We start from the raw sequence: 22,910 nt of genomic DNA, 5'->3' as shown, positions 1-22,910 counted from the left end.
AGGCGTCCCACCGCCGACCGTGTTGCCGCCGCCGACCGTGTTACCGCTCCCCGCGATGACGGAGCCACCGATCGTGGAACCAATGATCTGGTTCAGGTTGTTGATTGTCTGATTGGTGACCTGGTTTATCACCGTCTGCGACAAACCAAGACTTCTGCCGGTGGCCTGCGCCGCCGCGACACCCTGTGCCGCCGCCTCCTGCGGGGAGGCGCCCCTGCTTCTCGCCGCTTGTGCCGCATTCGCTCCGGCAGCCGCAGCAGCGGCTGCACCCGCTCCGGCCGATGCCACTGATTCCCCACCGGTGCAGGCCACAGGGCCTATGGAGAAGCTGCCCGTGCCCGTTACGGCGGTCGGTCCTATACGACCGTCAGCAAAGGGGCGCAGCACCATCCCCCCGGGGGATACGACGAAGGTCCCGTTGGGATTGAAGTTCTCTCCCGTCAAGGTGCCTGCGGCTACCCGACACGTCTGCGTCGGGGCAGCGGAAGCAGGAGCGACAGTGGTCACAGCCAGCCCCCCGACAAGCGCCACCGCCGCGGCGGAACTCAGAACGACTTTTCCTCTCACGGTTTTCCCCTTTCGGCACTGTGCTTTCTTGCTGTCCGGTCACGTGTCATCGTGAGCAGCGAGCCATAGCCATGGCGTGACGCTGGCGTGACGCCATCGCAATGACGGGACCGGCAGCAGCAACTCCAGGCGGAATCCTGGAGTCCCTCCTCCTCAAGCTTGCGCGTTCTTCTTGAGGATGTCGCACCGAAGGATTTCCCGGATTCAACCAGTCCTGATCGGAGAGTTGAGGCCGGTGTCGTACGAAATGGACCGGCAGGAGACCGGGCCGAACGATACGATGGTTGTCAACGCCCAGTTCTGGTTGCAGTTCCACGAGCAGTTCTGGTCGTACGAGAATCCGTCCCCGTCGAGCCATGATGCCGAGGCCGCTGAAGCCCCAGCACGCCGATGGGGAACGCCAGTTCACCCCGAGCCTTTGAGCTGATGGACATGAAGAAGAGAACTTTGCGGAACATCAGCGTCGCAGCGGCGGCTACCTTCTTGACGGCCGGAATCATGGGCACATCAGCGAGCAGCTCCTTTGCCTCGCAGCAGAATTCCCAGGCCGCACCTTCGGTACTCAAGTGCTACACGCTCATCGACAATCCGGACGATGTCGTCTGCTACCGGATTTCGCAGCGGGCTCTGAATACGGGAAGCGAGATCGTGTTCTTCCCCTTCCTCATCCAGGTGCCCACGCCTTCGGATGCCCCGGCCCCGCTCGTCGTGACTGCTCTGCCGCCGGATCTGACTCCAGGGGATTCCTTCAACGGCTCGTGACAGTGACGCGCTGTCGCGGTGCGGTCAGTGCCGCAGAGCCTGTCCCACCTCGGCCTTGACCTCTCCTGACAGCTTGCGGTTGCTGCGGACCGTGGCGTCCTTGGACGACTTGGCGCCGACGTCGTCGACCGTCACCACCGCCGTGTCGAGCAGATTGCCGCTCCCGTCACGGAAGTTGACCTGTACCGCGTACGACTTCTTCGAGTCGGCGCTGTTGGTCACGGTGACCTTCGCGGTGGCGCGGCCGTTGCCGTCGGTGCCCGTGCTGCTCAACGCCACATCGCCCTTGGCGTTCACGCCGTTCTTGAAGTTCTTCATCTTCTCGCCCGCGGCGGCCGTCGCCGAGGCCACCACGTCGGAGCCCCTGGATGCCACCGATGCCGCGGCGGACGCGGCCTTGGAGGCCGTGCTGGAGGCGCTGCCTCCGTCGTCGGAACAGGCTGCGGCGGTCGCCATCACGGCCGTCGTCAGCAGTACGGCCCACAGGCCTCGCGCGGTCTTCGTCGTCATCGTGCCTCCCAGCACTCGCCCCTCGCCAGTCAAAGGGGCCGCGGCCCGGACCGCATGCCGTCTACGCCGGACGGGTGGGGGCCGGGGCCCGGTGGCCCAGGTCGCCGGAAGGGGCCGGCGCCGGGTCGCGGCGCGGCGGAGGGCGAGCGAGGCTGAGGGGCATGAGCGACCAGGACCCGGACGGCTTCCCCGAGGTGGTGGGGCCGCGTCGGCGGCGGGTGTGGCCCTGGGTGCTGCTCCTGGCCGTGCTCGTGCCGGCCGGTGCTGCTGCCGTGGCCGTAGAGGTGGTCGCCGGTGAGCTGTCCGGGGAGGGGACACGGCCGCTGCGGATCACGTACGAGGTCACCGGCACCGCCGAGGACGTCACCATCACCTACCCCACCTGGCGGAACGGCTATCTCTCGACCGCGCGGCTGTCTCCGCGGACCCTGCCGTGGGCCGGGGAGACGCGGACCAGGGGCTTCATGAACGGTGGTTCCTTCGCCGTCACCATCGGTGCGTCGGGCGGCGCGGTCGCCTGTGCCGTGACGGTGGACAACGGGACCGTGCGGACGGCCACGGCCTCCGGCGCCTTCGCCACGGCCACCTGCGACGGGTTCTGATCCGGCCCGAGGCGCCCCGAGGCGGACGTGCGTATACGTGGCTGTGCCCCCGGGCCCCGGAGGGATCGGGGGCACAGCCACCGGGTGCGCCGGCCGTCAGCGGCCGTAGCGGATCAGGGCACGGACCATGCGGCAGGTGGTGTCGGACGGCGGGTGGATTCCGATGCGCTCCGCGGTGGTGCGTATCTTGTCGTTGGTCGCGGTCGACGGGTAGTAGACGCCCGTGTCGAGCAGGGCGATCGCCAGGCGCATGGCCTTCAGGCGGCGGTTGTGGGAGACGTACCACTCGCGGGGCCGGCCCGCGGGGAGCGGCTTCTTCTTCAGGGGCTTGTGGAGCGGCTTGGTCGTGACTGCGGCAACGGCCATGGGCAACCTCCTGGCACCATCGTGGAACCCTCACGAACTGCCTCCATTTTACTGCCCGGCACTGACAATCGCCGCTGGCCAGAAGGGTTTTCGGGGATCCCTCGCGTACCTTTGGCCCCATGGAGATCTGGATCAATCCCGCCTGTTCCAAGTGCCGCAGCGCGGTACAGCTGCTCGATGCGGAGGGTGCCGAGTACACCGTCCGCCGCTACCTGGAGGATGTGCCCTCGCCGGACGAGATCCGGGCCGTGCTCGACCGGCTCGGGCTGGAGCCGTGGGACATCACCCGGACACAGGAGGCCGACGCGAAGGAGCTCGGGCTCAAGGAATGGCCGCGCGAGGCCGGTTCGCGTGAGCGGTGGATCTCGGCCCTCGCCGATCACCCCAGGCTCATCCAGCGGCCGATCATCACCGCGGACGACGGGACCGCCGTCGTGGGGCGCACGGACGAGGCGGTACGCGACGCGCTCGGGCGCTGAGCAACCGAGGGCGGCCCGTACCGTACGGCAGCCGGCGCGAGGCGCGGGTCACGGCCGACGCGACGCCCGTACGACAGCCCGGGCGCGGGCCACAGCGCGTACGACAGCCCGCGCGACGGCCCGTCACCCGATGAAGTCCGCGATCCCGCGGTTCAGTTCGGCGGCCGTCGGTCCGTGCAACGGCAGTGTGTGGTGCGTCGCCCCGGGGATCGTCGCCGTCGTCACGCGCGGGAGCAGCCGGGCCGCCTCGGCGGCGACGCGGGCCGGGTCATGGGCCCGGCCGCGTCCGGCGAGCAGGACCAGGGTCGGTACGTCGAGTCCGCGCAGGGCCTCGGGCGCGGGGCGGGGGCCGGTGACCGGGCGGCCCGACGGGAAGCCGGCGGCCGCGTCGCGCAGCCGCAGCCAGGCCGGGCCGAGCGCGGCGCCGCCCGTCTCCCATTCCAGGAAGGCCCGCGTCCGCTTCGCGCTCGGCCGGAGCAGCATCGGCAGGGCGTGCAGCAGGTAGCCGGGCCGGAAGCCGGCGAAGCACTGCGTCGGGTCCACCAGGACCAGCTTCCGGACTCGGTGGGGCGCGTGCAGGGCGTAGTGCAGAGCGATCCAGGCCCCGTAGGAATGCCCGCCCAGCGCGGTGCGGTCGGCGCCGAGTCCGTCCAGTACCCCGTCGAGCCATGCCGTCAGGTCCGCCACCGTACGGATCGGGCGCTCCCCCGCGACGCTGCGGCCCGGCTCTCCGACCAGGTCGACGGCGTGGACGCGGTGTGCCCGGCCCAGGTGGGCCGCCTGGGCGTACCAGACGGTGGAGGTGGCGCCGCCGCCGGCCAGCAGCACCAGGGGCGGGGCGTCCCCGGGGCCGCAGCTGTTGATGTGAGTGGTGCCGTACGGGGTGGTGACCTGGGAGTACGTCGTTCCGGCGGGCCAGTTGGCCGCCAGGACCTCGTCGTACGCCTCATCGAACGACGTGGCTGTCATGGATGCCTCCCCGGTCGTGACCGCTCCTGTCAGCCCCTGGATATTATCTCGCTCAGCGAGATAATGGGACTCGCCGAGGCGGAAGGAGCATCGATGAGCGAGCAGGGTCCGGAGCTGGAGATCGTCCATCTGCTGCGCAAGGTGACCGTCGAATTCGGGCTGCGCCAGGCCGAGTTCGCGTCCCTTCACCAGATGCACAGCACCGACGTCCGCGCCCTGATCTGTCTGCTGGACGCCGAGCGGGCGGGCACGGACGCCACCGCCGGGTGGCTCGGCGCACAGCTCGGGCTCAACTCCGCGGGCACCACCGCCGTCATCGACCGGCTGGAACGGCTCGGCCACCTCACCCGCACCCGCGACCCGCGCGACCGGCGGCGCGTGCTGCTGGCGGTCGACGAGCGGGCGGTGGAGCTGGGGTGGGCGTTCTTCGGGCCCCTGATCGAGTCCACGGTGGCGGCGCTGCGCGACTTCGACGAGAAGGAGACGGCCGCGGTGCGGCGCTTCCTGTACGCCGCGCACGAGGCGGTCACCTCGATCCCCTGACCACCTCGTGGCGATCGGCCGGCCCCGGCGCCCGGCGCCGCCCCGGTCTTCGTGCCGCTACGACCCCGCCTGCTTCTCCGCCTCCGCCAGCAGCTCCGTCAGGCGCAGCCCGAACCGTACGTCGCACGGGTGCGGATCCCCCGTACGCACCGAATGGATCAGGGCGTCGACCGCCGCCCGGAACGCTCCGACCGCGCCGTCCCACCGCGGCATGGTGACCGTCCCCTCCTCGCCCCTGAGCTCGATCTCCGTACCGACCGCGCCCACGGGTGCTCCCAGCGCGAGCGTCACCGTGCTGGACGCGCCGGAGGTGTGGCGCAGGATGAGGTGGGTGGTGTCGGAGGGACCGCGGGCCGCGGTCAGTGCGGTCACATCGCCCAGCACCGGGATCAGGACCGACAGGGCGTGCGGGCCGACGTCCCACAGGCCGCCCTTGTCGCGGCGCCACGGCGAGGCGGCGTACTCGCTGGTCGCGCCGGGGGCGAACAGTGCGCCGATCCATTCGGCGCGGGCGGTGAACCAGCCTTCCAGGGCCTCCTGTTCGGCGATCCAGGCGGACGTCTCGGCCGCGAACCGCAGGGTGCAGAAGACGATCGAGGCGACCCCGGTCTGCTCGGCGGCCCGGACGACCTCGCGGGCCCCAGCGACGGTGGTGGCGACCGGTTTGTCCAGCAGCAGATGACGGCCGGTGGCCGCGGCACGGGCGGCGAGCGGGGCCTGGACGTCCGGCGGCAGGGCGAACGCGACGGCGTCACTGGCGGCGAAGAGCTCGTCGATGCCCGCCTCGCCGGTGTACGCCCCGGTCCCGTGCGCGTCGGCCAGTTCCTGCGCGGCCTCCGGGCGGCGGCCCCACACACCGCTCAGTACGACGCCGGGGTGGGCGGCGAGGGCGGGGGCCTGGGTGTTCCGGGCCCAGGGGCCGGTACCGACGAGGCCGATGCGCAGGGGGGTCGCGGGAAGTGTCGTCATGGGGCCAGTCTGCCGGTTCCGCCCGGACGATCCGGTATTTAGTTGGCGGAGAGTGACCTTCATGGATACGTTTGCGGGGCCGGCCGCGGGACTCCGGCGCGACTTCCGGGACTTGCCTATGAAGCAAAAATTTCGCTGTTCGCGCCCCCATTCCCCGGCCGGTGCTCCGCCCCCCGCGCGCGGCGGAGCGTGACACCACGGGGGAAACCATGACCACCAGTACCGGGACCGACGCCGGCCTCGTCGCCGCCGAGGACGTACTCCTCTTCGTCAACGCGGCGATCACAGCGACCGGGCAGCGCGAATTCCGCTCGTCCGCGTACCAGCAGCAGCTCTCGCTGGACTTCCTCCACGAGTACGTACGGGTCAACTACCGCCGGGTGTACGCCGCCTCGCTCGCCCTCGACATCAACGACCACAACGCCGCGCGCATCGTCCGGGGCCTGCTGGAGAACGCGGCCGACGCGAGCGCCGAGGAGAAGCGCACCGAGGGCCGGCTGATCGCCGCCCGGCTGGCGAAGCTGCCGCCGCAGCGCGTGTACCGGCTGTTCCGGGAGCTGCGCGCGGCCAAGGTGAACAACCGGCGCACCCGCGCGATCATGCGGGACTGGCTGGCCGCCCGGCCCGATCCGGCGCACGACGCGGTGAAGTACCGCTCCGGCCTGAAGACCGCCGCCCGCCATGCCCACCTCGGGCTCGACGGAGCCGTCGAGCCCGGGGGTTCCGGCGAGCTCGGCGACTTCCTGTTCCGGCCCCGGCACCGGCCGGGTTACCGGAACCAGCTGCTCGACGCCTGGCGGCGCGCCCACTACGCGCAGGGTGCCGTCGAGGAGCTGCCGTTCACGGTCGCCGAGGGCTTCGCCGCCCGGCGCGGGGTGAAGCGCGAGGCGTTCCTGGAGCGGATGGCGCCGCGGATGACCCGGCTGGAGCGGCTGCGGACGCTGACGCAGCGCACCGGCGCCGGTGCTGCGCCGCTGCCCGCCGATGTGGACCTGACCGTGATGCCGCTGACCCGGCTCGCCCTGTTCGTGCTGTCGCTCGGCTTCGAGGCGCGGAGTGCGCACCGCGAGGAGCTGACCCGTGCGCTGCGCACGGCGGCCCGTCGCGCGGCGGGCCCGCACGCCGGGAGCTGGGGCCGGGTCGCCGCCGTGCTCGACGACAGCTACTCCTCGTCCGGGTCGGGCGAGAAGCGGCGTCGCCCGCTCGCCGTGGCGCTGGCCTGCCACTTCCTGCTGGAGGCGCTGGCCGCGCCGGGCGCGTACACCCCGCTGTGGACTTCGGACCATACCGATCCGCTGCTGGTCAGGCCGTGGGGCCCGACCCCGCTCGGCTTCCGTGTGCTGGACGCCCTGGAGCACGGCCCCGACCGGCTGGTCATCGTCTCGGACGGCTGGGACAACGCGCCGCCCGGACTCGCGGGCGAGGTGCTCCGGGTCTGGCGGACCCGGCTCGACCCGGACCGGCACACCGCGGTGGTCCATGTGAACCCCGTATACGACGCGGACACCTTCGATGTGCGGCGGCTCTCGCCGAGCGTGCCCACGACGGGCGTCCGGGACGCGGAGGACCTGCCGGCGCTGGTGGAGCTCGCCGGGTTCGCCGAGGGGCGTACGGGAGCGGCGGCGCTGTACACCTACCTGGACCGGCAGGTGGCGCGGTTCGTGGGCGACGGAGGGGCGGGGACGGCATCGTGAACAGGCTCGAACTCACCGGGCTCACCACCCGTCCCGCCCAGGTGTGGGGCGGCATCCGGCTGGTGCCGCTGGTGCGCGAGCGGCCGGTCGAGGGGCTCCGGCTGCACGAGGAGCTCTACACGGACCACGGGTACGGCGTCGTGGACGTCGGACCACGTACGCACTACGCCTCGGTCATCCCGCACGGCTTCGTCGCCGACTGGTCCGGCGAGGGCGAGCAGTCCGTCGCGTACGGCACGCAGCTCGGCGCCGCGCCGGGCTCGTCGGCCGGGAGCCGGCCCGCGCCCCGGACCGCGCGGCTCCAGCGCCACCGTCACCACCGGATGGCGAAGCGCCGCCCGGGCGACCGGCTGCGTTTCCTGCCGCTGCACCTCGCGCTGGAGGGCTACCTCTCGCTGCACTTCGGCGGACCGGCCGTCGCCTGGGAGGAGTGGTCGCGGCAGACGCTGCGCGACGGGTTGTCGCCGCGCGCCGAGGACGCGTACATGGGGTGGTCGGTGCGCGGGCTCGGCGCGGCGCTGCGGGTCTTCGAGATCCATCCGGACCAGTGCGGAGTGATGGTGTACGCGGCCGACGCACTGGCCGCCGCGTTCGTCGTGCCGCACCCGGACGACTACCGGCTGCTGCACCCGTCGCTGGTCGAGGACCTGTACGGCGAGCTGATCCACCAGTACGCGCTGTACGGCGCCCCCGTGCCGGAGTTCGCGGCACGGATACCCGACGGTCCGCACCTCGGGACGCTCGCGGGGCTGCGGGCGGCCGCGCGGGCCCAGGAGCGCGAGTGGGCCGAGGCGCACGACACCCTGTTCGCAGGTGAGCTGCTGGACAGCTCGTACGCCTTCGACCGGGTGTACCGGATGGGTCCGTTCACGCTGTGGCGGTTCCTGCCGCCGTTCCTGCCGGGCGGGGCCGGGCAGCACATCGGTGAGACGATCACCGACCACAAGGGACAGGTCGCGTACCTGAAGACGTTCCGGCTGTCCGAGGCCCAGATCAGGCGCGGCCATCTGCTGCACCGGCTCACCGACGCGGACTGGCGGCTGTCGCGGGCGGCCGAGGCGCTGGGCACCACCGAGGAGGAAGTGGTGCGCCGGATCCGGGCGGCGGGCTTCGAGTCGCTGCTCAAAGCCCGCTCGTAACGAACGAAACCTCGGTAACACGGGGTTCACATTCGGGCAACGGACGGGAAATCGCGTCTTGCGAAGCTGCGCTGTGTAGACCGGACCGCAGCACCGCAGCACCCGCAAAGGATGGCTTCCGTGACGTTCAAGGCTGAGTACATCTGGATCGACGGCACCGAGCCGACCGCCAAGCTCCGCTCCAAGACGAAGATCATGGCCGGGAGCCCCGTGCTGGACGTGGCGGAGCTGCCGATCTGGGGCTTCGACGGTTCGAGCACCAACCAGGCCCAGGGCCACGCGTCCGACCGGGTGCTGAAGCCGGCCTTCTCCTGCCCGGACCCGATCCGCGGCGGCGACGACATCCTGGTGCTGTGCGAGGTCTTCGACATCGACATGACGCCGCACGCGTCCAACACCCGGGCCGCGCTGCGCCCGGTGGCCGAGCGGTTCGAGGGCCAGCAGCCGATCTTCGGCATCGAGCAGGAGTACACCTTCTTCGACGGCCACCGGCCGCTCGGCTTCCCCGAGGGCGGTTTCCCGGCCGCGCAGGGCGGCTACTACTGCGGGGTCGGCGCCGACGAGATCTTCGGCCGCGAGATCGTCGAGAAGCACCTCGACAACTGCCTGAAGGCGGGGCTCGGCATCTCCGGCATCAACGCCGAGGTGATGCCCGGCCAGTGGGAGTTCCAGGTCGGCCCGCTGTCCCCGCTGGAGGTCTCCGACCAGCTGTGGGTCGCCCGCTGGCTGCTGTACCGCACCGCCGAGGACTTCAACGTCTCCGCGACCCTGGACCCGAAGCCGGTCAAGGGCGACTGGAACGGCGCGGGCGCGCACACCAACTTCTCCACCGAGGCGATGCGCACGGGATACGACGCGATCATCACGGCGTGCGAGTCGCTGGGCGAGGGCTCGAAGCCGATGGACCACGTCAAGAACTACGGCGCGGGCATCGACGACCGGCTGACCGGCCTGCACGAGACCGCCCCGTGGAACGAGTACAGCTACGGCGTCTCCGACCGCGGCGCCTCGGTCCGCATCCCGTGGCAGGTGGAGCAGGACCGGAAGGGCTACATCGAGGACCGCCGCCCGAACGCCAACGTCGACCCGTACGTCGTCACCCGCCTGATCGTCGACACCTGCTGCACCGCGCTGGAGAAGGCCGGCCAGGCCTGATCCGGGTCCCTCCCCCTCCCCCGCTCCCTCTCCCGGTCCGTTGTCAGTGGCCTGTGTCAGGGTTGGCGCATGCTCGACATCAAGGTGGAGACCGAGAACTCCGAGACGCACACCCACATTTCGGACCGGGCGCTGAGCGATCTGGTGCACCGGATCGGTCTGAAGGGTGACCGCTTCCTGGTCGTGCAGCGCGTGCCCGACATCCCCGGGACCTTCGTGCAGGTCTGGTTCGACCACGGTGACGGGTACCAGCTGGAGCGCCGCTCCGGCGGTGCCGCCACACATTTCCGGACGATGGTCGACGCGCCGGAGCGGGTCGCCGAGCTGATGACCCGCTGGGCGCGCCAGGAGCCGGAGTGGGACGCGGGTGTGGAGTGGGAGCGCGCCGACGTGCCCGAGGAGGAGCCGGTGCCGGAGCTCCCGGCGGAGATCCGGGAGACGCTGGAGGAGCGGATACGGGTGCTGCTCCGCTGCGGGTACGGGACGGTCCAGGAGCTCTCCCAGGCGGCCGAGGACTACCTGGTGAAGGACGGCGTGTCTCCGGTGACCGGTGCGCAGGCGCGGCAGTTGGTGGAGCGGCTGTGGCTGGAGCGGGTCGAGGAGCAGCGGCAGTGGCCGGAGGTGACCGACGCGGACCGGCTGACGCGGGCGTTCGCCCGGCTGGACCGGGACGGGATCACGGCGAGGGAGCATTTCACCTGCTGCCGGTCGTGCGGTATGTCCGAGATCTGGGGCTCCGGGCAGGAGGACGCGCGCGGCTTCGTCTTCTTCCACACGCAGTGCACCGAGAGCGCCGCGTCGGGGCACGGCCTGTCGCTGTACTACGGCGGGTTCGACGAGGAGTCGGACGACACCGCCGTCGTGGGCCGGGAGGTCGTCGAGGCGCTCGGTGATGCGGGGCTGACGGTGGAGTGGGACGGTTCGCCGGACAGGGCGATCGAGCTGACCGGCCTGGACTGGCGCAAGCGGCTGGTGGGTTGAGCGGGGTTGCGGGGCAGGGCGCGATGCGGGTGGCGTCCGGTCCGTCGCGGCGGTTCGAGGTGAGGAAGGTAACGCAAAGGGTCCGTATCGACGGGTGAGAGAGGTCTGCTCCGTCGTCCGGTTCTCTGGTTCAATGGGGACATGGCCAGCTTCCAGCACACCTCGACAGGTCGCAGCGACCTCGAACCGTTCTGGCCGTCCCGTCAGCACCATGACTTCGACCGGGTGTGTTGTCGCGCGTCGAACGCGCAGGCCCTCTAAAGCCGCTCACCCCGGCCTTCGGCCCGCGCGCAAGCAAGTCCGTCCACCGACGACTCCTTCGCGCGAAAGAGCTGACCCTCATGGCGAACACCCGTACCTTCTCCGCCGCGACCGCTGCCACCTCAGCGCCCACGGCGACCGCTGCGGCCACCACCTCCGCCCGCCCTCTCTCACCCAACCGCCACCGGCTGCGTGCCGTCGACCCCGACGAGGTCGTCCAGCTCGCCGATGTGGCCGAGTTCCTGCCGCCGGGTGCCACCTGGCTGCCCGCCCCCCAGCACACCGTTCCGGCGCTGCCGGGCCGGCCCCCGATGGTCGGCTACCTGGTGCTCGTACCGGCCGACCAGCAGCCCGCCGTCACCGCGGCCGCCCAGTTCGTGGTGCCGACACCGGTGGCGGACCCGGCAGCGGGGCCGGTGCTCATCGACCCCGTGCAGCGCACCGCCGCGGTGGACGGGAACACGCTCGACCTCACCTACCTGGAGTTCGAGCTGCTCGCCCATCTGGTCGCGCACCCGCACCGGGTGCACACCCGCGACCAGTTGGTGACCACCGTCTGGGGCTACGGGCACGTGGGCGACGGGCGCACCGTCGATGTCCACATCGCCCGGCTGCGCCGCAAGCTGGGCGCCGAGCACCGCCGTTCGATCCAGACGGTGCGGCGCGTCGGGTACAAGTACACGCCCTGACGTGTCGGAAGTCGTGTGAAGCGGCCCTGGTCCGGTGCGTTCCGGACCAGGGCCGTTCCATGTGCCGGCCAGGTCAGCCGAGCCGCCCGGACGCCGCCGGCTCCCGCTCCGGCCCGTGCTCCAGGCTCGGCAGGCGGGTCAGGGCGCGCGGGGTGTGCCAGTTGCGCTCGCCCAGCAGGGCCATCACGGAGGGCAGCAGGACCATCCGTACGAGCGTGGCGTCCAGCAGCACCGCGACGGCGAGGCCGACGCCCATCTGCTGCATGTCCTGCATCGACAGCGTCCCGAAGACCGCGAAGACCGCGACCATGATCACGGCGGCACCGGTCACCGCGCCCGCCGTCCGCCGGACGCCCTCGTCGATCGCGGCCCGGGTGGTCAGCCCCCGGTCGCGGGCCTCGCGGATCCGGGAGACCACGAACACGTGGTAGTCCATGGAGAGTCCGAACAGGACGACCAGGACGAAGAGCGGCATCCAGGACTCGATCGCGCCGACCCCCTCCGAGCCGATCAGCGAAGCGCCCCAGCCGTGCTGGAAGACGGCGACCATCACCCCGTAGGCGGCGGCCACGGAGAGCAGGTTGAGCACGATCGACGTCACGGCGATGACGTAGGAGCGGAAGCAGAACAGCATCAGCAGGAAGGTCACCGCCGTGATGAAGGCGAAGACGGGGACGATGCCGCGCTTGAGCTGTTCGTTGAAGTCGACGGATCCGGCGGTCTCCCCGGTCACGTACACCTGGGCACCGGTGGCGTCGAACGCGGCGGGCAGCCGCTTCTCGCGGAGTTCCGAGAGCGAGGCCTGTCCGTGCGGGAGCGGTACCTCGATCTCGGCGACGTTCTGCGCCTTGTGGACGGTCACCTTGTCGAAGCCGTCGAGCGCCTTGCGCAGCGCGGGGGCCCCGATGTCGTCGGCCTTCACCACCACGCGGGCCGGGTCGGGGCCGCCCGGGAAGTTCTCGCTGATCTGCCGGTAGGCGACCGAGAGCTGCGACTGCGATCCGAACTGCTTCTCCAGGCCGAGCTGTTCGGTCTTCATGCCGATGGCGGGCGCGGCCAGCGCGAGCAGTACGACGACCGAGGCGACCGCGAAGGTCTTCGGCCTGGACAGCACCGGCCTCAGCACCCTGCCGGCGATCCCGCCGCCGGTGCGGGCGCGCCGGCCCCCTCGCCGGCCGAGGAAGGGCAGCCGCCCCGCTTCGACCCGGTCGCCCAGCCAGGACAGCAGCGCGGGCAGCACCGTCACCGAGCCCAGCACGGCGACGAGGACCACGATGATGGTGGCGAGTGCGAAGCCCTTGAACAGCATCAGGCCGGACAGGAACATCCCGGCCATCGCGACCGTCACGGTGAGCCCGGAGACCAGTACCGCCCGGCCGCTGGTCGCCGCCGCGATCCGCAGCGCCGTCTCCGCGTCGTGTCCCGCCGCCCGCTCGTCGCGTTCGCGCCGCAGATAGAACAGGCAGTAGTCGACGCCGACGGCGAAGCCCATCAGGAACATCACCGAGTACGTGGTCTGGAACAGGTGCAGTTGGTGGCTGGCGAGCGACAGCAGCCCGAAGGCGGCCATGCACGCGGTGAGCGCCAGGCCGACCGGGAGGAGCGCCGCGACGACGGCGCCGAAGGCGACCAGCAGAATGCCCAGGGCCAGGGGTACGGCGGTGAATTCGGCCTTCTTGAAGTCCTCGGAGAGCAGGTCGCCGAGCCATTTTCCGGCGCTGGCCTCGCCGAACTGGTGGATGGTGACGTCCGGGTGGCCGGCCCGGACTCCGTCCACCGCGTCGAGCACGGGCTGCACCCGGTCCGGAGCCGTCGCCGCGTCCCCCTTCAGTTCGAAGGTGATCAGTGCGTCCTTGCCGTCCTCGGAGGGGACCGGCGCTGCCAGGTCCGCCACCTCGCGGGTCCTCCCGAGGGCCGCGGAGAGCGCGTCGGCGGCGCCCCGCCAGTCCCCCGCCTTCGGGGCGGACACCATGACCAGCTCGCCGGCGGGCTGCCCGAGCCCGGCGTCGTCGAGGATCTGCTCGGCCCGCGCCGAATCACCCGCACCGTTCTCCGCGTCGGACATCTCGACCAGTCCGGACGCGCCTCCGATGCCCGTGGCGAGCACGACGAAGAGCAGCCAGCCGAGAATGGCGGTCTTGCGGTGGTGCGCGCTCCACATACCGATGCGTGCCGCGAGGTTGCGCCTCATGGCGTGTTCGCCCCCAGAAGTCTGATGTAGCCGGAAGTACGCGGCGCCGGACTCGGCACCGCCGGTGGACGCCGACGAATCTAGGGACGCGGAGCCGCCCGCCCCAGCCGCCGGAACCCCCTCCCCCGGAGCCGTAGGGCGAGGTCGGCGGGGTGTTGCTGGGTACACCCCGCCCGGGTGGCGAAACGGCTGACGCCCGGGACCGCCGCCGGGTGAGACTGTCTGCGGAGCGGGTCCGGCAGAAGGGCCCGGCGAGGGGAGACGGACCGGGATGAACGCCATACAGGGACGGACAAGGGCCGCGGCGCTGGCCGCCGGGCGCGGAATCGTGCTGTCGGTCGCGAGCCTGGTCACTTCGATCACGCTCTTCGTATGGGCCGTGCTCTCGATCGCCTTCATCCCGTTGGGCGTCGGCCTGTTCACCACCCCCTACGTACTGGAGCTGGTCCGCAAGCACGCCAATCGGCGCCGGCTGCTCGCGGTCACCTGGTTCGACATCCGTATACCGGTCCCGTACCGCCCCTTCCCGAAGGATCTGCGTACCGGGTTCACCGGACAGGTGGAGCGGACCACGCTGATGCTGAAGGACCCGGCGACCTGGCGCGACATCCGGTGGCTGCTGGTCGACATGACGGCCGGCTATGTGGTGGCGACGCTGGCGGCCGCGCTGCTCATCTACCCGGTGGAGGGTGTGGTGCTGGCGGCCGGGCTGTGGCGGGTCTTCACCGACGACGGCTATTGGTACGGCTTCGTCCGGGTCTCCAGCCAGGAGACGGGCCTGGCCGCCGCCGCGCTCGGTGCGGCGCTGTTCGCGACCGGGGTGCTGGTCAGCGAGCGGCTGCTGCGGCTGCACTTCGTGATCGCCCGCGCGATGCTGGCCCCCACCCAGGACGAGGAGCTGGTCCGGCGCATCGACCGGCTGACCGAGACCCGGCACGAGGCCGTGGACACCGCCGCCTCCGAACTGCGGCGCATCGAGCGCGATCTGCACGACGGTGCGCAGGCCCGGCTGGTCGCGATGGGCATGAGCCTGGGCACCGTGGAGGCGCTGATCGAGAAGGACCCGGCGCAGGCCAAGAAGCTCCTGGCCATGGCCCGGGAGTCGTCGGCCGAGGCGCTCACCGAGCTGCGCGACCTGGTCCGGGGCATCCACCCGCCGGTCCTCGCCGAACGCGGACTCGGGGACGCGGTGCGGGCGTTGGCGCTGCGGCTGCCGTTCGAGTCGGAGGTCGGGGCGGAGCTGGGCGGCCGGATGGACGCCGCGGTCGAGTCGGCGGCGTACTTCGCGGTGAGCGAGGCGCTGACGAACGCCGCCAAGCACTCGGGGGCGGACCGCGTCTGGGTGGACATCCACCACGAGGACGCCATGCTGCGGGTCTCCGTCACCGACAACGGCCGGGGCGGTGCGACGGTCGGCGGTGGATCCGGGCTGAGCGGAATCGAACGCCGACTCGGTACATTCGACGGCATCATGGCCGTCAGCAGCCCCGCGGGCGGTCCCACCATGGTGACCATGGAGATCCCTTGCGAGTTGTCCTAGCCGAAGATCTCTTCCTGCTGCGCGACGGCCTGGTCCGCCTGCTGGAGGCGTACGACTTCGAGATCGCGGCAGCCGTCGAGAGCGGGCCCGAACTGACCCGCGCCTTCGCCGAGTCGGAGCCGGACGTCGCGATCGTCGACGTCCGGCTTCCGCCGTCCCACACCGACGAGGGCCTGCAGTGCGCACTGGCGGCCAGGCAGGCGAAGCCGGGGCTGCCGGTGCTCGTGCTCTCCCAGCACGTGGAGCAGCTGTACGCGCGCGAGCTGCTGGCGGACGGCAACGGCGGCATCGGCTATCTGCTCAAGGACCGGGTCTTCGACGCCGAGCAGTTCGTCGACGCGGTGCGCAGGGTGGCGGCGGGCGGCACCGCGATGGACCCGCAGGTGATCTCGCAGTTGCTGTCGCGGCGCTCGCAGGACAGGCCGATGGGCATGCTCACCCCGCGCGAGCTGGAGGTCATGGAGCTGATGGCGCAGGGCCGTTCGAACGTGGCGATCGCCTCGCAGCTGGTGATCACGGAGCGGGCGGTGGCCAAGCACACCTCGAACATCTTCGGGAAGCTCTCGCTGCCGCCGTCCGACGACGACAACCGCCGGGTCCTCGCGGTGCTCGCCTATCTCGACCGGGGCTGAGTGACGGACGGCCGCGCGACCCCGGCGAGGGGGCCGCGCGGCCAAGGGGTCACGGTGTGGTGCTCAGGTGCAGGGTCGTCGCACCGAGGTGCGGGGTGGCCCGGGACTCCAGGACCTTCACCCGTACCGAGGTGGCGGTGACGGGTGAGGCCAGGGACAGGATGCGGCGGTGGCCGATGGTGGTGCCCTCGGCGATCCGCTGCCAGCTCCCGCCGACGCGGGCCTCGACGGCGAACCTCTCCACGCGCTGCCCGTGCCGGACGTCCTCGCGGACGGCGACCCGGTCGAAGGTGTACGGGGCGGGGCCCTGCTTGCGTACGTCGGTGCCGTAGATCCGGCGTATGCCGGAGCCGAAGGCGGTCAGTGACGCGACGTCGGCGTCGTCGATCCGGCCGTCCTTGTTCGGCGGGACGTTGAGCAGCAGAGAGGCGTTACGGCCGACGCTCTTCTCGTACAGGCTCATCAACTGGGCGGGCGTCTTGGGCTTCTCGTCCTGGTGGTGGAACCAGCCGGGCCTGATCGAGACGTCCGCCTCGGCCGGGTACCACTGGAGGTAGTTGACGGCCGGGTCGAGGATCCTGTCGCGGGAGCCGATGTCGGGATCGGTCGAGTCGTTGGGGAGGCTGCCGAGCCCGGTCCACGGGTCGGTGATGTGCGGGGTGACGCTCCACTCGGTCTCGCGGGCGATGCCGTTCTCGTTGCCGACCCAGCGCACACCCTGCGGGCCCTGGAAGACGACGGTGTTCGGCGAGAGCGCCTTCACCATGTCGAACCACTGCTTGACGTCGTAGTTCTGGGTGATGCCGGAGCCGGACCAGGGGTTGGCGCCGTCCAGCCAGAGTTCCTCGATCGGGCCGTACTGGGTGAACAGTTCGTAGAGCTGGTTGAGGTAGTACGTGTCGTAGTCGTCGGCCTTCACCCGGAAGGTGGGCAGCTTGCCGCTCCGGACGGCGGCGGCCCGGTCGTCGCCGGGGACGAGGGTGGGGATCGTGCGCTCGGTGACCGGGCTGCCGTTGCCGAAGCGGCCTTCACCGGCCGGGGCGCGGTCGCCGTCCTCCAGGGCCATGCGCTCGGGCAGGCTGAGCGGCTTGCCCTCGGCCTGCTTCGCGCGGATCTCGTCGACCCAGCGGGCGTGCCAGGCGTGCGGGAGTTCGGCACCGTCGGAGGGCGAGAGGTAGAGCCCGACCTTGAGGCCCGCCTTGCGGGCGGCCTTCACATAGGCGGCCACGACATCGGGGCTGCCGGGGCTGAGCGCGACCGAGTGGTCGGTGTAGCGGCTCGGGTAGAGCACGAAGCCGTCGTGGTGCTTGGCGGTGAGCATGACCTGTTCGACACCGGCGGCCTTGTAGGCGCGCATCCACTGGTCGGCGTCGATGGCCCTGGGTGCGAAGAGCTTCTCGTCCTCGGTGCCCGAGCCCCACTCGCGGCCGGTGAAGGTGTTCATCCCGAAGTGTGTGAAGGCGGTGACCTCCCGCTGCTGCCAGGCCAGTTGGCCGGGCGTGGGCACGATGTTCGCGGCCTTCTCGATGATCCGGTCGGGACTGTCGCAGGACTCCACCGTCATCTGCGAGGCGGGTTTCACCGGCGCGCTGCACGGGGTGCCCGGTGGCGCCGGCCGCTGGTGCGCGGGCTGCTGCGCGGTCGCCTGTACGGGGACGAGCGCGGCGGCCGCCGCCAGTGCGAGCGCACTGAGCACACGGGTGCGTCGTGCCATGGTTCCCTCCCGTTCCCGACCAGCATTGGTCGGATCTCTTGGGTGCCAACGTGCGCATGCTGCCGCACGGATGGACCCACGGGAAGGGCGCGCACGAGATACGTCCTATCTCTCGTGCGTAAAGTCCAAGCCGACCTTCACAGCCGTCTCAGTCGTTGAACCAGCCCGGCACATCGAGCCGGAAGGCACCCTCGGGCACCATCGCGCGCAGGTCCGCCTCCATCGCGCGCACCCGGTCGGCGCCGAGCACGTCCACCCAGCGGGCGCGCAGCCGGTCGGACCCCTCGGCCGATCTGACCAGCACGTCCACGCCCCGCGCAGTCAACCGGACCAGCTTGCGGCGGCCGTCGCGGGGGTCGTCGGCGCGCTCCACGTACCCGAGTCCTTCGAGTCTCTCCACGGTCTTGCCGGCGGCCTGCTTGGAGACCCCGAGCCGCCGGCCGATCTCACTGGCCGTCGCCCCGTCGCGGCCGACGGCCTGGAGCGCGTAGCCGTACGCGGGGCGGAGGTCCGCGTGCCCCTGTCCGGCCAGGTCACGGTGCAACTCGTCGATGATCGACCGGAATCCGGCGAACAGCAGCACGGGCAACTCGAAGCCCGCCGCGTCCACCCCGGACGCCCCCTCCCGCTGCTCAGCCATTGCAGAACTCGACAACCCGGTTTACCTTTTCGTCAATCACGTTGTCGATTTTAGCCCCCGCAGCCATCAGGAGAGGTCAGCCATGTCCGTTTCCGCGTTCCCCGACCACACCCTCGAAACCGCCCCCGCCGCCGCCCGCCGCACCATGGCGGGGGTGACGGAGAAGCAGGGCTATCTGCCCTCCGCCGTCGCCCGGCTCGCCACCTCGCCGGAGCTGCTCGACGGCTTCCTGAGGGCGAGCGCCCTCTTCGAGTCCACCACTCTCGACCCGCTCTCTCGCGAGGTCCTGGTCATGACGATGGCGACCGGCAACGACTGCCACATCTGCGTGGCGATGCACACCGCGAAGCTCACCGCGCTCGGCGCCGGCCCCGGGCTGATCGCCGCCCTGCGCGAGCGGCGGGCGCTGCCGGACGAACGGCTGGAGGCGGTACGGGAGTTCACCCTCGCCGTGCTCACGACGGCCGGCGCCGTGGACGATGCGACCCTCCAGGCGTTCCTGGCACACGGGTACACCGCCCGCAACGCGCTGGAGGTCGTCCTCGGCATCGGCACGTACACCATGTCCACGCTGGCCAACCGGATGACCGGGGCGCCCGTCGACCCGCAACTGGCCGCCTTCGCCTGACCGCCGCCGCGCGCCCGGTCACCCCGGCGTGCGGCCGAACAGCTGGTTCGGCACGAACCCGCCGTACGCCCCGTTGCCCGCCCCCTCACCCGTCATTAACGTGCGCACCGCACATACCTGTTGTCGCATGCACCACCATGAACAACACCGAGGAGTGCGGAACATGACGGAACCCTCCCTGCCCTTCAGCTCCTCCCTGCCCTTCAGCTCCTCCCGGCCGACCAGACGTACGCTGCTGGGCACCGCCGCCGCCATCGGCACCGCCACGGCCATCGGCGCCACCGCCGTGGCCGGGGCCGCCGCCCCCGCGCACGCCACCGCCGCACCGTCCGCCCCCGGCCCGGACCTCGCGCCGGCGCACGCGGCGCTCCGGCGTCTGCTGCCGGACCACGCGGACCAGTTCCGTCTGCGCGCCCTCCCCCGGGGCGAGGGCGCGCAGGCCCCCGACCGCTTCCGCGTCACCGGTGCCACCGGGCGGATCGAGATCGCCGCCACCACCCCGGCCGCCGCCCTGACCGGGGCCCACTGGTACCTCAAGTACAGCTGCGACGCGGTCATTTCGTGGGCGGGCAGCCGCACCGGGCTGCCCCGCCGGCTGCCCGCGCCCCGCACCCCCGTCGAACGCTCCGCGACGGTCCCCCACCGGTTCGCCCTCAACGACACCCACGACGGCTACACCGCCCCGTACGCCGACTGGCCGCGCTGGGAACGGATGCTCGACGTCCTGGCCCTGCACGGCTGCAACGAGGTCCTGGTCACCGCCGGTCAGGAGGCGGTCTACCACCGGCTGCTCCAGGACTTCGGCTACACCGACACCGAGGCCCGCACCTGGCTGCCCGCGCCGTCCCACCAGCCGTGGTGGCTGCTCCAGAACATGAGCGGATACGGCGGCCCGCTCGGCCCCGAGCTGATCGCCCGGCGGGCCGAACTGGGCCGGCGCATCGCCGACCGGATGCGGGAGCTGGGCATGGCGCCGGTGTTCCCCGGCTACTTCGGAACGGTCCCGGACGGCTTCGCGGACCGCAACCCGGGCGCCCGCACCGTCCCGCAGGGCACCTGGAACGGGCTGCGCCGGCCCGACTGGCTCGATCCGCGCACCCCCGTCTTCGCCGAGGTGGCCGCCGCCTTCTACCGGCACCAGGGGGAACTGTTCGGCCCGGCGGACCACTTCAAGATGGATCTGCTGCACGAGGGCGGCACCGCCGGTGACGTCCCGGTGCCGGACGCCGCCCGTGCCGTCGAGTCGGCGCTGCGGACCGCGCGCCCCGGCGCGACCTGGGTGATCCTCGGCTGGCAGGCCAATCCCCGGCCCTCGATGCTGGAGGCGATCGACACCGCCCGGCTGCTGATCGTCGACGGCCTCTCCGATCTGGACACCGTCACCGACCGTGAGAAGGACTGGGGCGGGGCCCCGTACGCCTTCGGCACCATCCCGAACTTCGGCGGCCGTACGACCATCGGGGCCAACACCGACCGTTGGACGGAGAAGTTCACGGCCTGGCGCGACAAGCCGGGCAGCGCCCTGGCCGGCACGGCGTACATGCCGGAGGCGGCCGAGCGCGATCCGGCGGCGTTCGAGCTGTTCGGCGAGCTGGCCTGGCGCAGCGAGAAGGTGGACCGCCAGGCGTGGTTCCGGGCGTACCCGAAGTTCCGCTACGGCGGCCGGGACCGCTCGGCGGAGACGGCGTTCGCCGCGCTGGCCGGCACGGCGTACCGGCTGACGAGCACCGACGGCCGCCCCGTCGACTCCCTCTTCTCCCGCAGACCGAACATCACCGCCTCGACCGGCTTCGCCTTCGACCCGGCCGATTTCGACCGGGCGTTCGCGGCGCTCCTGGACGTACACCCGTCCCTGCGCGACTCGGACACCTACCGCTACGACCTCACGGATCTGGCCCGGCAGGCGCTCGCCGACCGCTCCCGGATCCTGCTGCCGCAGCTGCGGGCCGCGCAGGCCGACAAGGACGTGGCACGGTTCCGGACGCTGGCCGCGCTCTGGCTGAAGCTGATGCGGCTGACGGACACCGTGTCGGGCTGCCACCGGGCCTTCCTGCTGGGGCCGTGGCTGGAGGACGCCAAGCGGCTGGCGACGAGTCCGGCGGAGGCGGTGCGGCTGGAGTGGACGGCGCGCACCCTGATCACCACCTGGGCGGACCGGACGGCCGCCGACAACCTCAGCAACTACGCCAACCGCGACTGGCACGGGCTGATGGCCGAGGTCCATGTTCCGCAGTGGCAGGCGTACTTGGACGAGCTGACCGACGCGCTCGTGGAGGGCCGGGCCGCGAAACCGTTCGACTGGTACCCGGGCGAGGAGGAGTGGACCCGGCGGACCGACGCCCATCCGGTACGGGCGACGGGCGACGCCCACCGCACCGCGCGGCGGGTCTTCGAGACCCTGTCCACCGCCCCGTACCAGGGCACCGTGACGGTCCTGGCCGAACCGGTGGCGTTCACCCCGGGCAGCACCGGCACGGTGACGGCCACCTTCCGCAATCTCAACGGCCTGCGGTCCACCGGCCGGATCGACTTCGCACTCACCGGCCTCGACGCCACCCCGACGGGCGGCACCTCCCTCGACGAGGTCGCGGCCGGCGGCTCCGGTTCGGTGGACTGGCGGGTCACCGCCCCGTCCGAACCGCTGACCGCACCGCTGCGGCCGATGCCGTACGAGCTGAGCACCGCGTACGGGCCGCGCGGCGAGGACCGGGTGAGCGATCTGCGGCGCGGTGCGGTGTACATGGCGGCGCCGCTGGAGCCGGACTGGCGCACGTACACGGCGAACGCGGCGGTCTTCGGGCAGCTGGACGGGCGGTTCGCGATCAACGGGGCGGGCCAGGACCTGTGGAAGGGCACCAGCCAGTTCGGCACCGCGTACCGGGAGGGGGCGTGGTCCGAGGGGTCGGAGGTGACCGTGCGGGTCGACGCGCAGGAGAACACCGGGGGCTGGGCGCGCTCGGGGCTCGTGGTGCGCAACAGCCTCGCGGCGCCGGGCTCCGCCGGGTTCCTGAACCTTGCGGTGACGCCGTCCAACGGTGTGGTGCTCTCGTACGACACGAACGGCGACGGCACCCTGGACGCGTACCGGCGGATCACCGGGATCAAGGCCCCGGTACTGCTCCGGCTGACCCGGACCGGCGACGGGTGCACGGGTTCCTGCTCCACCGACGGCGGGGCGACCTGGCGGACGGTGGCCACGGTCGCCGTGCCGGGGACGGCGGCGGCCCAGGACGTGGGGATCTTCATGACCGCGACGAACGGCGGGAGCGGGCTGCGCGGCACGGTCGGGTTCAGCGGGTGGCAACTGCGGTGAGGCGGCGGCCCGTTGAGCCATGCGCGGACGGGTCGGAGTGACCGTCGCACGATTCGCCCGGCAACCGCGCCGAGGACAACCGACTGCCGCGTCGCACGGGCGCTGTCCGGGCGCACCTGAGCGGCGCGGCGTGTCGGCTACGAGTACACCCCCGTGCGGCTTGTTACCGTACGCAGTCGGTCAGGCACCCGGGAAACACGGCTGTCCACGGGGCAAGTCCTGGCCATGGCCGGGGCGCAAGCAGACGCCTTCGGAGAGCATCCGCCGACTGCCGTCAGCTGAGCCCAGTCACGCCGACGTCACGCCGCGGTGATGCCCAGCACCTGACGATGGCTGGTGCAGGCAAGCTCAAACCCGCTTCCACACGCAAGGAATCCACCATGATGAGAAGCATTCGCCAAGGAATTCCCCGCCTGATCGGCGTGTCGAGCTTGGTCGCGGCGATGGCCGGCGGAGTCGGCGCGGTCGGCGCGACAAGTGCTACAGCGGCGCCCCAGGCCGTCCCGTCCGCAATCGTCTGCACTCAGTCCCAGCCCCCGACCTGCTTCGACACCGCCGCCGGCAAT

General features: G+C 71.5%; 21 protein-coding genes. 14 read left to right on the top strand and 7 right to left on the bottom strand.

Annotated elements, in window-relative coordinates; genetic code table 11:
- Window positions 1–993: 993 nt before the first annotated feature.
- Entirely contained in the window at window positions 994–1,329 is a 336-nt protein-coding gene (locus EES42_RS11790) for a hypothetical protein (protein WP_124718075.1), read from the top strand.
- 24 nt (window positions 1,330–1,353) lie between these two features.
- Here EES42_RS11790 and EES42_RS11785 read toward each other — a convergent pair whose 3' ends face one another.
- The gene (locus EES42_RS11785; RefSeq protein WP_241196361.1) at window positions 1,354–1,839 is read right to left on the bottom strand and encodes a hypothetical protein; all 486 of its coding nucleotides are present in this window, start codon (window positions 1,837–1,839) and stop codon (window positions 1,354–1,356) included.
- A 161-nt stretch (window positions 1,840–2,000) separates the two neighbouring features.
- On the opposite strand from EES42_RS11785, the gene EES42_RS11780 reads away from it, so the two are divergent.
- On the top strand, window positions 2,001–2,441 hold the full coding sequence (locus tag EES42_RS11780) for a hypothetical protein (protein WP_124718074.1): 441 nt from the start codon (window positions 2,001–2,003) through the stop codon (window positions 2,439–2,441).
- A 96-nt stretch (window positions 2,442–2,537) separates the two neighbouring features.
- Here EES42_RS11780 and EES42_RS11775 read toward each other — a convergent pair whose 3' ends face one another.
- Window positions 2,538–2,807, bottom strand: coding sequence for a hypothetical protein (locus EES42_RS11775; RefSeq protein WP_124718073.1), 270 nt, complete (start codon window positions 2,805–2,807; stop codon window positions 2,538–2,540).
- Between the two features lie 119 nt (window positions 2,808–2,926).
- Between EES42_RS11775 and EES42_RS11770 the strand changes: the two genes are divergently transcribed.
- A complete protein-coding gene (locus EES42_RS11770) occupies window positions 2,927–3,286 on the top strand; it encodes an arsenate reductase family protein (protein ID WP_124718072.1) in 360 nt (119 codons plus the stop codon).
- Between the two features lie 123 nt (window positions 3,287–3,409).
- Here the strand turns inward: EES42_RS11770 and EES42_RS11765 are convergent, their stop codons facing one another.
- Complete coding sequence (locus EES42_RS11765) at window positions 3,410–4,255, bottom strand: alpha/beta fold hydrolase (protein ID WP_124718071.1); 846 nt, start codon at window positions 4,253–4,255, stop codon at window positions 3,410–3,412.
- A 93-nt stretch (window positions 4,256–4,348) separates the two neighbouring features.
- On the opposite strand from EES42_RS11765, the gene EES42_RS11760 reads away from it, so the two are divergent.
- The gene (locus tag EES42_RS11760; RefSeq protein ID WP_124718070.1) at window positions 4,349–4,798 is read left to right on the top strand and encodes a MarR family transcriptional regulator; all 450 of its coding nucleotides are present in this window, start codon (window positions 4,349–4,351) and stop codon (window positions 4,796–4,798) included.
- A gap of 57 nt (window positions 4,799–4,855) precedes the next feature.
- Here the strand turns inward: EES42_RS11760 and EES42_RS11755 are convergent, their stop codons facing one another.
- Entirely contained in the window at window positions 4,856–5,767 is a 912-nt protein-coding gene (locus EES42_RS11755) for a Gfo/Idh/MocA family protein (protein WP_124718069.1), read from the bottom strand.
- Between the two features lie 209 nt (window positions 5,768–5,976).
- Between EES42_RS11755 and EES42_RS11750 the strand changes: the two genes are divergently transcribed.
- From EES42_RS11750 to EES42_RS11730, 5 genes are all read left to right on the top strand, one after another.
- Window positions 5,977–7,461, top strand: coding sequence for a hypothetical protein (locus EES42_RS11750; RefSeq protein ID WP_124718068.1), 1,485 nt, complete (start codon window positions 5,977–5,979; stop codon window positions 7,459–7,461).
- On the top strand, window positions 7,458–8,600 hold the full coding sequence (locus EES42_RS11745; RefSeq protein ID WP_124718067.1) for an ARPP-2 domain-containing protein: 1,143 nt from the start codon (window positions 7,458–7,460) through the stop codon (window positions 8,598–8,600). The genes EES42_RS11750 and EES42_RS11745 overlap by 4 nt, the downstream gene beginning before the upstream one ends.
- Window positions 8,601–8,720: 120 nt before the next feature.
- A complete protein-coding gene (glnII, locus tag EES42_RS11740) occupies window positions 8,721–9,755 on the top strand; it encodes a glutamine synthetase (protein ID WP_124718066.1) in 1,035 nt (344 codons plus the stop codon).
- Between the two features lie 69 nt (window positions 9,756–9,824).
- A complete protein-coding gene (locus EES42_RS11735; RefSeq protein ID WP_124718065.1) occupies window positions 9,825–10,736 on the top strand; it encodes a DUF6891 domain-containing protein in 912 nt (303 codons plus the stop codon).
- A gap of 341 nt (window positions 10,737–11,077) precedes the next feature.
- Window positions 11,078–11,686 (top strand): winged helix-turn-helix domain-containing protein, encoded by a 609-nt coding sequence (locus EES42_RS11730; protein ID WP_124718064.1) that lies wholly within the window; start codon window positions 11,078–11,080, stop codon window positions 11,684–11,686.
- A 73-nt stretch (window positions 11,687–11,759) separates the two neighbouring features.
- Here the strand turns inward: EES42_RS11730 and EES42_RS11725 are convergent, their stop codons facing one another.
- Window positions 11,760–13,847 (bottom strand): MMPL family transporter, encoded by a 2,088-nt coding sequence (locus EES42_RS11725; protein WP_124718514.1) that lies wholly within the window; start codon window positions 13,845–13,847, stop codon window positions 11,760–11,762.
- A 301-nt stretch (window positions 13,848–14,148) separates the two neighbouring features.
- On the opposite strand from EES42_RS11725, the gene EES42_RS11720 reads away from it, so the two are divergent.
- Window positions 14,149–15,417: a sensor histidine kinase gene (locus EES42_RS11720; RefSeq protein WP_124718063.1), complete on the top strand. Its 1,269-nt coding sequence runs from the start codon at window positions 14,149–14,151 to the stop codon at window positions 15,415–15,417.
- Window positions 15,402–16,049 carry a LuxR C-terminal-related transcriptional regulator gene (locus tag EES42_RS11715; RefSeq protein ID WP_124718062.1) on the top strand — a complete coding sequence of 216 codons (648 nt, stop codon included), beginning with the start codon at window positions 15,402–15,404 and terminating at the stop codon, window positions 16,047–16,049. Before EES42_RS11720 ends, EES42_RS11715 begins: the two co-directional genes overlap by 16 nt.
- Before the next feature lie 49 nt (window positions 16,050–16,098).
- On the opposite strand, the gene EES42_RS11710 is transcribed toward EES42_RS11715, so the two are convergent.
- Together EES42_RS11710 and EES42_RS11705 are read right to left on the bottom strand one after the other, a co-directional pair.
- Window positions 16,099–17,763 (bottom strand): alpha-L-fucosidase, encoded by a 1,665-nt coding sequence (locus EES42_RS11710; RefSeq protein WP_206433440.1) that lies wholly within the window; start codon window positions 17,761–17,763, stop codon window positions 16,099–16,101.
- Window positions 17,764–17,911: 148 nt separating this feature from the next.
- On the bottom strand, window positions 17,912–18,403 hold the full coding sequence (locus EES42_RS11705) for a MarR family winged helix-turn-helix transcriptional regulator (RefSeq protein ID WP_124718061.1): 492 nt from the start codon (window positions 18,401–18,403) through the stop codon (window positions 17,912–17,914).
- Window positions 18,404–18,485: 82 nt separating this feature from the next.
- On the opposite strand from EES42_RS11705, the gene EES42_RS11700 reads away from it, so the two are divergent.
- The 3 genes from EES42_RS11700 to EES42_RS45595 all read left to right on the top strand — a co-directional run.
- Window positions 18,486–19,031: a carboxymuconolactone decarboxylase family protein gene (locus EES42_RS11700; RefSeq protein ID WP_124718060.1), complete on the top strand. Its 546-nt coding sequence runs from the start codon at window positions 18,486–18,488 to the stop codon at window positions 19,029–19,031.
- A gap of 163 nt (window positions 19,032–19,194) precedes the next feature.
- Complete coding sequence (locus tag EES42_RS11695) at window positions 19,195–22,344, top strand: alpha-N-acetylglucosaminidase (protein WP_124718059.1); 3,150 nt, start codon at window positions 19,195–19,197, stop codon at window positions 22,342–22,344.
- A 380-nt stretch (window positions 22,345–22,724) separates the two neighbouring features.
- Window positions 22,725–22,910 (top strand): hypothetical protein (locus tag EES42_RS45595; protein WP_206433439.1); only part of this gene is annotated, 186 nt, incomplete at its 3' end.

Source organism: Streptomyces sp. ADI95-17, assembly GCF_003846175.1.
In the GTDB taxonomy this organism is placed as follows: Bacteria; Actinomycetota; Actinomycetes; order Streptomycetales; family Streptomycetaceae; genus Streptomyces; species Streptomyces sanglieri.
This window is presented reverse-complemented; position numbering and strand designations above follow the sequence as displayed.

Coding starts and splice junctions, on each gene's coding strand:
- EES42_RS11700 (WP_124718060.1), top strand. CDS start 18,486: ATGTCCGTTTCCGCGTTCCCCGACCACACCCTCGAAACCGCCCCCGCC.
- EES42_RS11785 (WP_241196361.1), bottom strand. CDS start 1,839: ATGACGACGAAGACCGCGCGAGGCCTGTGGGCCGTACTGCTGACGACG.
- EES42_RS11755 (WP_124718069.1), bottom strand. CDS start 5,767: ATGACGACACTTCCCGCGACCCCCCTGCGCATCGGCCTCGTCGGTACC.
- EES42_RS11765 (WP_124718071.1), bottom strand. CDS start 4,255: ATGACAGCCACGTCGTTCGATGAGGCGTACGACGAGGTCCTGGCGGCC.
- EES42_RS11725 (WP_124718514.1), bottom strand. CDS start 13,847: ATGTGGAGCGCGCACCACCGCAAGACCGCCATTCTCGGCTGGCTGCTC.
- EES42_RS11790 (WP_124718075.1), top strand. CDS start 994: ATGGACATGAAGAAGAGAACTTTGCGGAACATCAGCGTCGCAGCGGCG.
- EES42_RS11695 (WP_124718059.1), top strand. CDS start 19,195: ATGACGGAACCCTCCCTGCCCTTCAGCTCCTCCCTGCCCTTCAGCTCC.
- EES42_RS11705 (WP_124718061.1), bottom strand. CDS start 18,403: ATGGCTGAGCAGCGGGAGGGGGCGTCCGGGGTGGACGCGGCGGGCTTC.
- EES42_RS11760 (WP_124718070.1), top strand. CDS start 4,349: ATGAGCGAGCAGGGTCCGGAGCTGGAGATCGTCCATCTGCTGCGCAAG.
- EES42_RS11775 (WP_124718073.1), bottom strand. CDS start 2,807: ATGGCCGTTGCCGCAGTCACGACCAAGCCGCTCCACAAGCCCCTGAAG.
- EES42_RS11780 (WP_124718074.1), top strand. CDS start 2,001: ATGAGCGACCAGGACCCGGACGGCTTCCCCGAGGTGGTGGGGCCGCGT.
- EES42_RS11720 (WP_124718063.1), top strand. CDS start 14,149: ATGAACGCCATACAGGGACGGACAAGGGCCGCGGCGCTGGCCGCCGGG.
- EES42_RS11710 (WP_206433440.1), bottom strand. CDS start 17,763: ATGGCACGACGCACCCGTGTGCTCAGTGCGCTCGCACTGGCGGCGGCC.
- EES42_RS11770 (WP_124718072.1), top strand. CDS start 2,927: ATGGAGATCTGGATCAATCCCGCCTGTTCCAAGTGCCGCAGCGCGGTA.
- EES42_RS11750 (WP_124718068.1), top strand. CDS start 5,977: ATGACCACCAGTACCGGGACCGACGCCGGCCTCGTCGCCGCCGAGGAC.
- EES42_RS11730 (WP_124718064.1), top strand. CDS start 11,078: ATGGCGAACACCCGTACCTTCTCCGCCGCGACCGCTGCCACCTCAGCG.
- EES42_RS11735 (WP_124718065.1), top strand. CDS start 9,825: ATGCTCGACATCAAGGTGGAGACCGAGAACTCCGAGACGCACACCCAC.